Below are 12759 nucleotides of genomic sequence, written 5' to 3' on the forward strand. Positions count from 1 at the left end.
TTGGGGAGGTCGCCTGTGCACCCCCAGGCGCTCGATGGGTTCAACGCGGAGAATTCTTGGTACTCCAACATCACCCCCCAGGACGGCCGGGCCGTTCCCCGACGCGACGTTGGCCGCGTTCGCAGACTCCTCGTGGTTTGTGCGACTGCCTTTCGACGACCAGGTCCAGACTTCGCCCGGCTCGATCGAGATGTGGTTCACGTTCCCCAGCGGCAACACCGCGGATCGCGAGCTGTTCGACGAGAAGAAAAGACTCGAGCGCGGCGTTGGTCGCCATACCGGTTACATCTACGTCGGCGTCGGCATGTCCGGCGGCTACTGGCCGCAGCACCCGCCCAACACCGCTCACCATCTCCCAATAGGTGATCGCGGGGTGGCGATGTCGCGGCGCGCCGGTCGTGAAGTTGGTGCCCGGCCTCCGGGGCGGGCAGTATGAAGCGCGAGCAACTTTAGACGCTGTCTACTACGAAGGTTGCTTGTGATTGCTCGCATGCGAAAGCTGGGCGAGGTGGTGCGCCGCTGTGGGCAGCGCTCGTCTCTGAACGCCCCGGTTTGGAGCGCCGATGGGGTGGCGGTCAGGCGGCGGGCGGCGTGAAGCCGTTGCGGGCTCGCCGGGCCTCGCCGTGGCGGAGCAAGTAATAGAGATCGTTCATTTGTGGTGGTTGGACCGGGCACGGTCCAGCCACGGGTAGGGGGGATCGGGCGCGATCCCCCGAGGGGGTGAGGCATACGCCTGAGGTAGGCAAGTCGGTGTCGGATTCGGGGGTGCGGAGGCGTCGGTCGCTTCGGTCGCCGCAGCGGAACCGGTCGGTGAGGATCGCCTTATCGGAGCAGGAGCATGCGGTGATGGCGGCCGCGGCGGCGAACGAGGGGTTGGCGTTGGGTGCGTTCGCTGCGCAGGCGAGTTTGGCGGCGGCGCAGGGACGAGTGGTGTCGGAGTACGCCGTGCTGCGGGAGGCGCTGGCGGCGGTGTTGCTGGCGGCCGGACAGGTGCAGCGGGTCGGGGTGAATCTCAACCAGGCTGTTGCGGCCTTGAACTCTGGCGAGTTGGTCGAGCAGCTTCGCTGGTATGCCCAGGCGGCGGCGCGCGCTATTGAGCGGCTCGATGGGCTGGCTCAGGAGTTGCAGCATCGACGAGTTGGAGCCTGGTGTGCGGGCGGACGGGAGCCGGGACTTTCGGCGTTTGGAGGCGTTGCTCACTCAGCCGTTGGCGCTGTTGGGGGATCAGAGCTATCGGCAGCCGGTGTGGCATCTGCCGTTGCGGGCGGCGCCCGAGGACCCGGTGATGTCCGATGGGGAGTGGGCTCGGATCGCTTGTGAGGTGATGGCCCGGGTCGGGCTTGCTCGGGAGGGGGACTTGAGGGCGGTTCGGTGGGTGGCGGTCCGGCATGCCGCCGACCATGTCCACATCGTGGCGACCTTGGCCCGCCAGGACGGCGGGCGGCCTGATGTGTGGAATGACGGTTACCGGGTCCGGGACGCTTGTCGGGCGGTTGAGCGGCGGTACGGGTTGCGGGGGACGGCGCCGGCGGACCGGACGGCGGCGCGGCGGCCGAGCCGGGGCGAGATGGAGAAGGCCGTCCGCCGTGGCCGGGAGGTCCCGTCCCGTACGTTTCTGCAGCGTGCAGTCCAGACGGCTGCGGCCGGGGCGTGCAATGAGGCGGAGTTCTTCCAGCGTCTGCAAGACGATGGTGTCCTGGTCCGTCGGCGTTTCAGTCAGCGGACGGCCGGTGAGGTCACGGGTTACGCGGTGGCGGTCCGCGGCGATGTGAACGGGGATGGCTGGCCGGTGTGGTTCGGCGGTGGCAGGCTCGCCGATGACCTCACGTTGCCCAAGCTTCGCCGGCGGTGGACGGGTGCGGACGACTTTGGTCCGGCGCGGTCCGGCGTCCGTCCGCTGGACGGACGGTACATGTCCGCGCGGACGAGGCGAGTCCTGCTGCGGACCGCCGTCCGCCGCGCGGCGGACGAGTCCGGGACGACCACCGAATTCTTCGACCGGCTGCGCGAGGACGGGCTCCTGGTCAAGGCTCGCTACAGCCAGACCAGCCCCGGGCAAGTGACCGGATACGCGGTCGCGTTTCCCGTCGATCGCGGTGGCGTGGAACCGACTTGGTGTCCCGGCAGCCGCCTTGCCGACGACCTTTCACTGTCCCGCCTTCTCCAGCGTTGGGCCTCGCCGGGGCCGTCGCATGCACAGGCGGGCGAGCATGACGAACTGACGCCGGAGGAGCGCCAGGCGTTCTACGACGATGCGGCACGGGCCGCTGCTTACGCCACCGCTCAGATCCGCCGGTACCTGGCCGTCAGCCCGCACGCGGTGCAGGATGCCTGCTGGGCGGCGTCCGACGCCCTTCGCGTCGCGGCCAAGGTCACCGGCAACCGTCATCTGCATCGCGCCGCCAACGCCTACGACCGTGCGGCCCGCGCACCCTATGGGCGCATCCCTACTCCGACTCCGGCCGGGGACGCTTTGCGCACTGCAGCGCGCCTGCTTGCGCGCACCGGCGTCATCAAGAACCGGACGGTGGTGTCTACGGTGCTGCTCATCGCCAACCTCGTCACCCTGCTCGACACCATCGCCGAACTCCGCCATCTCCAGCAGCGCCAAGCCCAGGCCGACGCCGCCCGAAGGGCCGCCGCGTATGCCAGAGAAGCGAGACCCGCGGCCGAGCGTCCTGTGCCGCAGCCGGCTGACCCCAGCGCACAAGCGCGCCTGGCCATGGCAGGTTTCCCGAGTCCGTGGGCTCCGCTACAGCAGGATCCTTCAAGGAGTTCGGCGCCGTCTGATCCCACTCGCCCTGTCCGGTCGCCCCGACGAGGCCGTTGATCAATAGATCCTTCGTGGTTGTCGTCCGTCCTCTCGGAAGCTGGCTGTTCCTCGAGGTTCTTGGAGCAGGAGGATTGCGCGTTCGAAGGCTTCAGGGTCGGCGACGTGGAGCATGCTCACCAGGCCGTCCAGGTCGGACGCGGAGATCAGGATCCGTCCGGTCGCTCTCCAGATGCCTTCTCGGTCCAGGGTGATCGACCAGTCCGGAAAGAGGTGCCGCAGTAGTAGTGACGTGACGTTCATCGTCTCCTCGCGCGGGGCCCCTTGTCCTTCCGGGGGACCGGGGCCGTTGTGTTGGGCACCTGTCGAGTTCAGAGCAGCTTGGCCCAGACGACCTTGCCGCCTCCGGTGAGGTGCCTGACTCCCCATCCGTGCACGAGTTCGGCCATGAGCTGTAGGCCACGGCCGGAGGTGGCGGCGTAGTTCTGGGGCCGGACTACGGGCTGTCCCGTACCGGTGTCCGATACCTCGATGACCGGTTGTCCGTCGTGCGGGTCGAGGAACAGCCGGACGACGATCGGGCCTTCGCCATGCTTGTAGGCGTTCGTGGTCAGCTCACAGATCACGAGGCGGCCCATGTAGTCGTCGGTGATGCCCCAGCTGGCGAACTGCTCGGCGAGGAACCGGCGCGCGAGGCGCGGTGCCTGATCGTTGGGTTCAAGGATGAGCGTCGGGACTTCAGGGGTTTGCGGTGCTGCGGACATCGGCACGACCTTCGCTGGCCACTGACTGCTTCTGGTAACTCACTGCACACTCTGAACTCCACCGCGTAGCGTTACCAGCGAAGTGCAGCAACACACACGTGGCGCTGCCGATCGCTGGTAGGTGGGTTCCCCTCGCTCACACGGAGGCGAAGCAGTGGCCGTACGCAAACCGACATCGAAGACCGTCGCCTTCGGCGCAGAGGTCACGCGCCTGCGAGAGGAAGCAGGCCTCAACCGGACGGAGCTCGCCGCACGGACTGCAGTCACGCGCAGCTACATCTCGCAGGTCGAGTCCGGGCGCACCAAGTGCCGCAGGGACTTCGCCGAACGGCTGGACAAGGCGCTGGACTCCGGTACTGCCCTGGTCGATGCCTGGGATGAACTCCTCCGCTGCAGCAGCTATCCGAAGTTCTTCGCCGACTTCCCCCGCGCCGAGGCGTCCGCCGATGCGTTGCGCGCGTTCGAGACCAGGCTGGTCTATGGACTTCTCCAGACCGAGGCGTACGCGAGCGTGCTCATGAACAGCGACGAGGCCGTCCGCGAACGGATGCAACGTCAGAAGGTGCTCATCAAGCCGAATGCTCCGACCGTGTTCGTGGTGCTGGACGAGTCCGTCCTTCTCCGAGAGGTCGGCTCTCCGGAGATCATGCGCGAACAGTTGGAGCACCTGATCGCTATGTCGGAGCGCGACAACATCACGATCCAGATCGCCCCGATCGGCTACTACCGCGACGCCCGAGCGCCGTTCGTGATCGCGACCCAGCCGGATCGCAGCGAGATCGTGTACCTGGAGAGCAACATCGGGGGCGAGACGAGCGCCGAGCCGAGAGACCTGGCGCTCGTCAGCGAGGCTTTCAGTAGGCTCCAGGCGGCGGCGCTTTCACCGATGGCGTCGGTCGAACTGATGCGGAAGGTTGTGAGGGAGCGATGGACGTGACCTGGCGCAAGTCATCGCGTAGCAGTGAGGCCGGAGACAACTGCGTCGAACTGGCCAGCCTCGGCGAGGCCGTGGGGATTCGTGACAGCAAGAACCCGGCCGGCGCCAAGCTCACCCTGCGCCGCGACGAGTTCGCGAGCCTTGTAGCGATCCTGAAGCGCTGACACCCCAGACACCGTCTCGAGGAAGCCCAGGCCCGGAGAGGGCCGGGGCTTCCTTGGCTAATGCTGTGACCGGAAACGATCACCGGGCTGGTGCTGGCTGACCTTGCGCCGGTTGGATGTGGCGACATGTCCGATCGGTGCGGGGAGGCGGGATGGCAGCGCCGGTCAGGGTTCGCAGGCTGACTGAGCAGGAGGGGCAGAATCTGCAGCGGATCGTGCGGCGGGGCAGCGCTGGCATGGCGCGGTTGCGCGGGGCGATGATGCTGCTGGCCTCGGCGGGCGGGAACACCGTGCCGGTGATCGCGAAACTGGTGCAGGCGGACGAGGACACCGTCCGCGATGTGATCCCTCGGTTCAACGAGATCGGGTTGGCCTGTCTGGACCCTCGGTGGGCGGGAGGCCGTCCCCGCCTACTGAGCGTTGACGATGAGGAGTTCGTCATCGAGACGGCCACCACCCGCCCCACCAAGCTCGGCCAGCCCTTCACCCGCTGGTCCATCCGCAAGCTCACCGATCATCTGCGGCGCAACGTCGCCCGTCCGATTCGGATTGGCCGTGAGGCCCTGCGCTGCCTGCTCCACCGTCGCGGCGTGACGTTCCAGGGGACCAAGACCTGGAAGGAATCCAGGGACCCGGCATTCGACGCCAAGCTGGACCGGATCGAGTATGCGGCAGTTCACCCTCGCCAACTCGCATCACTCCAACCACACGGTTCAGACACGGGAATTGCAGCGATACCTGCGCTGGCGCAACAAGAACGCCCGGCACCCCGATATCCTGGCCGCTCAGCGTCGTGAACGGGCCCGCGTTCGCAGCGAGAAGGGAATCCGCTGGGGCGGCCGGCCTCTCTCCGCCGAGGCCTGAAGGTCTCGACGCTCCTCACCGGGCCAGAGGACTATCCGGCGTAGGGGTTGCCGCCGAGCCAGGTAGTCCCGTCGATCAGTTCGCGTGCCGCGTCCAAGTGACCGCTGTGGCAGGCGATCTCGGTGAGCACATGGATGAGGACGCGGCGCACGTCGGGCAACCGCCAGGTCGGCCAGATGTCCACGGGCCACGCAGCGGGCTCCTGCTCCAGGTTGGCGGCGGCTAGCACGACGTCTGCGCGTGCGATGGCCGCCCGGTAGTCGGCGAAGACCTCCTTGGTGCTCATTCCTTCGGGGACGTACCAGTGCGCCTCCGCGCCTGCCGCAAGCTGGCTGGCCACATCCGGTTCGCCCGCGATCACCCCGGGGAACCAGAAGCGTTCGACATCCACAGTGAGGTGGCGCAGCAACGCCAGGCAGCTCCAGCCGCTGGGCAACACCGGCCGCCGCAGATCCTCCTCCGAGAGCCCTTCGAGGATCCCAAGGACGTGCGCGCGCTGGCTGTCCAGGGCGCCCTTGAGCGCGTCGAGTTCAGCGTTCACCGAAAGGCGCCCTGCGCCGGGATCTTGTTGAGCCGGGACGCCGCCCACTACGACCTCGCCTGTTGTACTTGTCATCCGCGCGCCTCCGTCAACCACAGAACATGATCTGACTCTGGCCTGGACGCTACACCGGGGTACGACAACACCTGGCCGATCGGCGCCACGTCGTCCGGCCCCGCCCACCCGGCAAACCTTCCCGGTCACGGCACTAGATACGCCGCTGAGGCTGGTGGCGGACGAACCGACCATCGCGGCGGGGCGTTGGCTCGTCGCTTGTGGCTGACGGTGCTGCGGCCCGGCCGCCTGCGTTGGTGGTCGATGGTGCTCTGGATCGGATGAGGATCACGGGGGAGCGGGTGGGGACCGGACGTGTGAACATCCGGTGGGGTGGAGCGGGCTGGGGCCGGTTCTTCTGGTTCTGTGTGAACCGGGTGAGTGCCATGAGGGGCCGCCGGGTTCACTAACGAACGGCTAACAAACGATCAAGAGGCCGGTCCCTCCGTGTGGAGGAAACGGCCTCTGAGCTGGTACTTCTCTGTCGGGACGGCGGGATTTGAACCCACGACCCCTTGACCCCCAGTCAAGTGCGCTGCCAAACTGCGCTACGTCCCGGTGCCCGTCTGAGCGGGCGTGATTACTCTAGCGCAGTCTGGAGGGTCGTGCGTACCGGGTTCTCGGCGGTGGAGGTGCCCGCGGGGGTGCGGGCCTCATGGGCCGTCTTCGATCTGGCGGCGGGGTGTGCGGTCGCGGAGCGGCGGCCGGCGGAGGTGTTCCGGTCGGCCTCGGTGGTCAAGGTGCTGATGGCGCTCGACTTCCTGCGGGGACGGGTGGTCGGGGCCCGGGACCGGGAGATGGTCGGGGCGATGCTGCGGACGAGTGATGACGCGGCGGCGGACGAGGTGTGGGAGCGGGGCGGGCGGGCCGAGATCGTCGAGCGGATGGTGCGGCGGGCCGGGTTGCGGGAGACGGTGCCGCCGCCCGCCGGCATGCCCGGGTGGTGGGGGTACACGGGGATGAGCGCCGGGGACGTGGTGCGGGTCTATCGGCATGCGGTGGCGGTGCCGGAGGGGCGGTTCGTGCTGGAGCAGTTGGGGCGGATGGCGAAAAGGGGTGCGGACGGGTTCGACCAGGTCTTCGGTATCGCGGAGGCGGGGCCGTCGGCGGTGAAGCAGGGGTGGTCGGGGTTCGAGGACGTGCCGGACCGGCGGCCCGCGCCGGCGGAGCTGGGGCTCGGGCGGCCCGCGCTGCACACGACCGGGGTGGTGGACGGCAAGATCGTCGTGGTGCTGACGCTGCATCCGGAGGGGACGTCCGCGGAGGCCGCGGCGGGGTGCGTGACGGCGCTCGCGAATGCTGTGATGCAGGTCACAGGCGTGGGTAGGGGATCGTCTCCGGACGGTCAGTGAAAGCGGTCGTATTAGGGCGAAACGAAAAAGCCGGGTAAAGATCCGGACTGGTAACGAAGATGGTGGCGAACGGACCTTCGCCGACGTATGTAGCTTTTTTCTCCCAGGGCATGAAAACGCCGAACGGGGGACTGGGGTGTCGGAAGCGGACGGCACGTGGGGGACGCCTGGAGTGCACGCGGCGGACCTCGAGGGCCTGCGGGGGGCGGCGCACGACCGTGCGGTGCTGGCCGAGGCGCGGGTGATGCTGGCCCGGCGGCTCGGGGTGCCGCCCGGCGAGGCGCTGCAGCACCTCATCTGGCTGGCGCGTGACCTGGAGATGGAGCTGCCGGAGGCGGCGGCCATGGTCGTCCAGGGCGGCGGCGCGGGAGCCGAGGGCGCGGTGGTGGCGGGACGCCGGCCGCCGCGCGCTGAGGACACCGACCGGCGGGGCGTGGTCTCCGAGGCCGAGGACCTCCTGCACCGCCTGGCGGCCGAGGACACCGGGGGCGACGCCGCGATCATCGAGGGGCTGCCCGAGGATCCGGTGGCGCGGGGGCTGCTCGACGGGGCGCTGGACTCGGCGGCCCACCTGGTGCCGGTGCGGGACGCGGACGGCGAGGTGCAGGACTTCCTGTACGCCGAGCTGAACAAGGCCGCGCGGGACCTGTTCGGGCGGGGCCCCGAGGATCTGGCGGGGGAGCGGCTGCTGCGGACGGATCCGGGAGCGGCGCTCAGCGGCCTGTTCGAGGACTACGTCGCGGTGCTGGAGGGCGGGCCGCCCCTGGACCGCGACTCGATCATGTACTCGACCGTCCAGGGCGGGCTGTCGCGGTCGTCGCGGATGAGCGCGCGGTGCGTCCGGACGACGACGGGCGTGTGCCTCACCTGGCGGTACCACACCGGGGAGGACCGCAGCGCGCGGCGGCTGGAGCGGGTGGAGCGGCTGGCGCTGATCGGGTTCGGCGAGTGGGACCTGGTCACCGGGCAGGCGGACTGGACGCCGCAGATGCTGGCGAACTACGGGCTGGGTCCGGACGAGGTGCCGCCGGCGCCGCACGACCTGCCGAAGGTGGTCGCCGACGACGACCTGCCGCTGGTCGAGGAGGCCGTCCAGACGATGTTCTCCCGCCGGGAGCCGGTGGAGGCCGAGCACCGGGTGATCGGCAAGGACGGTACGCCGCGGCATCTGTGGGTGTTCGCCGAGCCGGTGCTGGACGACTCCGGGCTGCCGGTGTCGATCAACATCGTCTCGCAGGACATCACGCGGCGCCGCGGGGTGGAGCGGGCGCTGGCGGAGACGCGCCGGCAGATGCTCAAGCAGCAGGCGCGGACGGCCCAGGAGCGCAAGGTGGCGGTGACGCTGCGCCGGGCGATCCTGCCGGACGAGGGCGAGGTCGAGCGGCTGCCGGGGCTGCGGGTGGCGATCCGGGCGCTGGCGGCGGAGAGCACGGCGCGGATCGGCGGGGACTGGTTCGCCACCCGCGCGATGCCGGACGGGCGGGCGCTGTTCGCGATCGGGGACGCGGCGGGGCACGGCCTCCCGGCGGCGGCGTCGATGGCGCGCAGCCGCAACGGGCTGCTCGGGCTGTCGTGCACCGGGGAGTCGGCGGGGCAGCTCGTGGGCTGGCTCAACGAGCTGGTCGGCAGCATGCACCCGCCGGCGACCGGCACGGCGATCGTGGGCCATTACCGGCCGGACCGGCGCGTCATGGAGTGGACGTGCGCGGGGCATCTGCCGCCGATCCTGGTGCGGGACGGGCACGCCGAGCCGCTGGAGGTCTATCGCGACCCGATGCTCGGCGCGCTGCCGGATTGGGAATACACGACGATCTCCACGGAACTGCGGCCGGGGGATCTGCTGTTCCTTTACACCGACGGCCTCGTGGAGCGCCGGGACACCGATCTCGATGAGCGGATCGATCGGCTCACCGGCATTCTGCGGGATTCCTCGTCGGGGCCGGAACTGGCGCTGGACGAGGTGCTCGCGCGGATGGAGCACGACCGGGCGGCCGACGACACCACGATATTCGCCCTGTACGTGGAGTGATCTTCGGCAGGTCAGGCCCACCGCGAACCGGGGTGACGTAGGCCACATCGGCGGGGGAGCGGCGCGGTCCGTGTGATCTGCGCCGCGGCTCGCGGGCGGGCCGTGAAGGGCGGAAGCGTCCCGCGCCTTTTGATCATTTTACCTTTCCCGGGCCGGGGGGCGGTGGCGGGAATCCCCTATGCCGTAAGGGTTCCGGGCCGTCCGGAGAAAGATCGGCAAGGTCCGGCCGGGGGCGGTCGTTGAAGCGGGGGCGCAACGGCGTTGAGCAGGCAAAAGATCCTTTTGCGGCCGGTTTGCTTTTCTTGTGAGTGTTGGTACCTTCTTGCACGAATCAAGCAGCGCGTTCCATGCGTTGCACGCCGGCCGCTTCCATGCGCGGCCGAGGGTCGCTGAGCGGAATCCGCACGCGACGCGCGCCGCATATGCGCGCCCCCTCGAGATCAGTCGCTGAGATACATCCGAATATCCGGCACCGCGTCCCGCGGTGCGAGGCCGAGTCCGTCCAGGTCCACCCGACCGGACGGAGCCGGGGACCCAAGGTTCCAGGGGTGAATCGGCGCGTCCGTCAGGCCGCGCCGTAGGGCTCTTCCATGCCCGAATCCGTCAGCTAACCCGGTAGGCGTCATGGGAGACAAGGAGATTCCCTGCATGACCGGTCGTTTCGATCGTTTTACCAAGAACTTCGCCCCCCGGCTGAGCGGGCGCCTCACCGGCGCCGCCTCCCGCGCCGCGCTCGCCCGCATGAGCCCCGAGGACCGGGCCGTGGGCGTCGCCGTGGCGGGTGTGATGGCCGGCGCGGTCGGACTGGCGATCTTCAACCCCCTGGCCGGGGGCACGGCGTCCGCCGAGACGCCCGCCCAGGCCGCCGCTCAGCACCGCGAGAGCGTGGTGTCCGAGCGCTCCGGGACCGAGCACGCGCCCCGCAAGGCGACCCGGTCCGCGTCCCGCACGGTCGCCGCGTCCACCGTGATCAAGCTGGCGAAGTCGCAGGTCGGCGAGAGCGAAAGCCGCAACGGCTCGACCAAGTACGCGGACTGGTACGCCTCCACCCCGCACGCCGCGGTGACCGCCCGGCGCGACGGCGGCAGCGTCGGCGACTACCGGGGCGCCGAGTGGTGCGACATGTTCGTGTCGTGGCTCAGCGCGCAGACGGGCGTGAAGAACATGGGCTGGGACGCCTACACCGTCCAGCACGCCTCCTGGTTCGAGAAGGCCCACCGCTGGGGCGACACCGCCAGGCCCGGCGCGGTCGTGTTCTTCGACTGGCAGAACGGGTCCCGCGGCGGGATCGACGACATCGACCACGTCGGCCTCGTCGTCAAGGACAACGGCAACGGAACGATCACCACGATCGAGGGCAACACCGACAACGCCGTCAAGGAAAAGATCCGCGACAAGTCCGAAGTCGTCGGCTACGGATACCCCGACTACGCCAAGTCCCGATGATCCGTCCCGCAGGCGAATGATCTGATTCGTGCGGAAGGAAGGCGCCCGGTCCTCGACCGGGCGCCTTTGGCGTTCCCAGGTGGTCTGCCGCGACCTGTCGGGTAATGCTAAGCATTGACAGCTTTTGATCTGAGTTGGCCCTTGACGCCTCCTTGCTGGAAAGGAACCCCTGACACGCCGGAGGAGCGGAGGGGGATGCCCATGCGGGTGCGCCCGGATGTGAGCGTGGTGGTGATCGCCTACAACGACGCCGCCCGGCTCCCGCGGGCGGTCGCCTCGTCGCTCGGGCAGTCGCTGGGCGGCGTCGAGACGGTGATCGTCGACGACGCGAGCACCGACGGCACCGGCGAGGCCGCGGACCGGCTCGCCGCGGCGCACCCCGGCCGGGTCGGGGCGGTGCACCTGCCCGTCAACTCCGGAGGCTGCGGCCGCCCGCGCAACGTCGGCGTCGAGCGGTCGGACGGCCGGTACGTGATGTTCCTCGACAGCGACGACCTGCTGGACCGGCACGCCTGCCTCAACCTGCTCTCCGCCGCGCAGGAGACCGGCGCCGACCTGGTCTCCGGGCTCTGCGACCGGGTCTTCCTGGACGTGCCGAAGGGCTCGAAGGACCGGGTCCGGCCCTGGTACCCGTGGCTCTACGAGCGCAGCGCCGTGTACGGGTCGCTGGAGGAGAACCCCGACCTGCTCTACGACACCCTGTCGACGAACAAGCTCTACCGCCGGGGCTTCCTGGAGGACGGCGCGCTGCGCTTCGTCGAACGGCTCCACTACGAGGACCTGCTGTTCAGCGCGGAGGCGTACACGGCCGCCGCGCGCATGGCCCTGATCCCGCACCGGGTCTACAACTGGCTGGTCCAGGACCGGCGGGCGAAGCCGTCGATCTCCAACCGCCGGGACGAGCTGGCCAACTTCGCCGACCGGCTGGAGATCCACCGGCGCATCGACATGCTGTTCGAGCTGCGCGGCGCGGACGGGCTGAAGCGCGCCAAGGACGCCAAGTTCGTCAACCACGACCTGCTGCTCTACCTGCGCGAGCTGCGGGACCGCGACCCGGTGTACCGGGCCAGGTTCCTGGACCTCGCGGCCGGCTACCTGGCCGGGCTGGACCCGGTGGTGTTCGAGACGGCCAACCCGCTCGCCGCGATCGCCGCGTTCCTGATCAGGGAGGGCGACCGGGCGGGGGCGCTGGCGGCGGCCGAGTACCTGCCCGGCCGGCGGTCCGACCTGCACGCCCGGCTGGTGGAGCGGGACGGCCGGGTCTTCTGGGGCGGGAGCCCGCCGCGCGGGGACCTCGGCCGCCGCGTCCTCGACGTCACCGACCTCGGCTTCCACCTGTACCCGCTCGGGGAACTGCGGCCCGCCGCCGTCGTGACCCGGCTGGAGACGCGCGGCGGCCGCGCCCGCCTGGACGGGCACGTGCTGAACCCGCTGGACCGGATCCCGCGCGGCGCGGCGCTGTCGGCCTCGCTGGAGTTCCGCGACCGGCGTGACGCGCGCGGGGCGCGGGTGCCCGCCGAGATCGTCCACGAGGGCGACCGGCTGGCCTGGCGCGCCGAGTTCGACCCGGCCGCCCGGATCCGGCCGATCGGGTTCGTCGACCCGGTCTGGGACGTCCGGCTCCGCGTGGAGGTCGACGGCGAGGTGATGGTCACCCGGCCGGGCGGGTCCGCGGGAACCGCCGCCGGGAAGGCGCCGGTCCTGCGCGGCGTCGAGCTGCCCGTGCGGCCGCGCCTGACGCGCCTGGCGGGCGACGTGCTCCGGTCGTTCGTCACCGAGGACGGGCACCTGGCGTTCAGGCTGGAGACCGGCAGGCTGGAGGCCGGCCACCCGCGGAC

11 protein-coding genes, 1 tRNA gene, 2 pseudogenes and 1 riboswitch are annotated in these 12759 nt (G+C 69.8%); of the genes and pseudogenes, 11 read left to right on the plus strand and 3 right to left on the minus strand.

Features of this window, described 5'->3' with window-relative positions; genetic code table 11:
• The first annotated feature begins 109 nt into the window (after positions 1–109).
• The 4 genes and pseudogenes from ABZ914_RS04700 (at position 110) to ABZ914_RS04715 (ending at position 2830) form a co-directional block, all read left to right on the plus strand.
• On the plus strand, positions 110–436 hold the full coding sequence (locus tag ABZ914_RS04700) for a hypothetical protein (protein ID WP_500191660.1): 327 nt from the start codon (positions 110–112) through the stop codon (positions 434–436).
• 374 nt (positions 437–810) lie between these two features.
• A complete protein-coding gene (locus tag ABZ914_RS04705) occupies positions 811–1320 on the plus strand; it encodes a hypothetical protein (RefSeq protein WP_500191673.1) in 510 nt (169 codons plus the stop codon).
• Positions 1286–1453, plus strand: a pseudogene (locus ABZ914_RS04710) (hypothetical protein); the annotation flags it as partial. The gene ABZ914_RS04705 and the pseudogene ABZ914_RS04710, both read left to right, overlap by 35 nt.
• Before the next feature lie 114 nt (positions 1454–1567).
• A complete protein-coding gene (locus ABZ914_RS04715; RefSeq protein WP_500191674.1) occupies positions 1568–2830 on the plus strand; it encodes a hypothetical protein in 1263 nt (420 codons plus the stop codon).
• 311 nt (positions 2831–3141) lie between these two features.
• Here ABZ914_RS04715 and ABZ914_RS04720 read toward each other — a convergent pair whose 3' ends face one another.
• Positions 3142–3534 carry an ATP-binding protein gene (locus tag ABZ914_RS04720; RefSeq protein ID WP_500191661.1) on the minus strand — a complete coding sequence of 131 codons (393 nt, stop codon included), beginning with the start codon at positions 3532–3534 and terminating at the stop codon, positions 3142–3144.
• A gap of 154 nt (positions 3535–3688) precedes the next feature.
• Between ABZ914_RS04720 and ABZ914_RS04725 the strand changes: the two genes are divergently transcribed.
• The 3 genes and pseudogenes from ABZ914_RS04725 (at position 3689) to ABZ914_RS04735 (ending at position 5499) form a co-directional block, all read left to right on the plus strand.
• The gene (locus ABZ914_RS04725; RefSeq protein WP_500191662.1) at positions 3689–4471 is read left to right on the plus strand and encodes a helix-turn-helix domain-containing protein; all 783 of its coding nucleotides are present in this window, start codon (positions 3689–3691) and stop codon (positions 4469–4471) included.
• On the plus strand, positions 4462–4635 hold the full coding sequence (locus ABZ914_RS04730; RefSeq protein ID WP_500191663.1) for a DUF397 domain-containing protein: 174 nt from the start codon (positions 4462–4464) through the stop codon (positions 4633–4635). Before ABZ914_RS04725 ends, ABZ914_RS04730 begins: the two co-directional genes overlap by 10 nt.
• Positions 4636–4787: 152 nt before the next feature.
• A pseudogene (locus tag ABZ914_RS04735) lies at positions 4788–5499 on the plus strand (helix-turn-helix domain-containing protein).
• A 31-nt stretch (positions 5500–5530) separates the two neighbouring features.
• Here ABZ914_RS04735 and ABZ914_RS04740 read toward each other — a convergent pair.
• Together ABZ914_RS04740 and ABZ914_RS04745 are read right to left on the minus strand one after the other, a co-directional pair.
• Positions 5531–6040, minus strand: a complete 510-nt coding sequence (locus ABZ914_RS04740; protein ID WP_500191665.1) for a DinB family protein — start codon at positions 6038–6040, stop codon at positions 5531–5533.
• Positions 6041–6578: 538 nt separating this feature from the next.
• A tRNA-Pro gene (locus ABZ914_RS04745) sits at positions 6579–6652 on the minus strand.
• A gap of 47 nt (positions 6653–6699) precedes the next feature.
• Here ABZ914_RS04745 and ABZ914_RS04750 point away from each other — a divergent pair.
• The 4 genes from ABZ914_RS04750 to ABZ914_RS04765 form a co-directional block, all read left to right on the plus strand.
• Entirely contained in the window at positions 6700–7446 is a 747-nt protein-coding gene (locus ABZ914_RS04750; RefSeq protein WP_500191667.1) for a serine hydrolase, read from the plus strand.
• Positions 7447–7582: 136 nt separating this feature from the next.
• On the plus strand, positions 7583–9475 hold the full coding sequence (locus ABZ914_RS04755; RefSeq protein WP_500191668.1) for a PP2C family protein-serine/threonine phosphatase: 1893 nt from the start codon (positions 7583–7585) through the stop codon (positions 9473–9475).
• 480 nt (positions 9476–9955) lie between these two features.
• A riboswitch (cyclic di-AMP (ydaO/yuaA leader) is annotated at positions 9956–10111 on the plus strand.
• Positions 10112–10123: 12 nt separating this feature from the next.
• Positions 10124–10921 (plus strand): CHAP domain-containing protein, encoded by a 798-nt coding sequence (locus tag ABZ914_RS04760; RefSeq protein ID WP_500191669.1) that lies wholly within the window; start codon positions 10124–10126, stop codon positions 10919–10921.
• Positions 10922–11116: 195 nt separating this feature from the next.
• Positions 11117–12759, plus strand: a 1643-nt coding sequence (locus ABZ914_RS04765; RefSeq protein ID WP_500191670.1) for a glycosyltransferase family 2 protein, incomplete at its 3' end; no start/stop codon positions are given.

The sequence above is a fragment of the Spirillospora sp. NPDC046719 genome (assembly GCF_040645715.1).
In the GTDB taxonomy this organism is placed as follows: domain Bacteria; phylum Actinomycetota; class Actinomycetes; order Streptosporangiales; family Streptosporangiaceae; genus Spirillospora.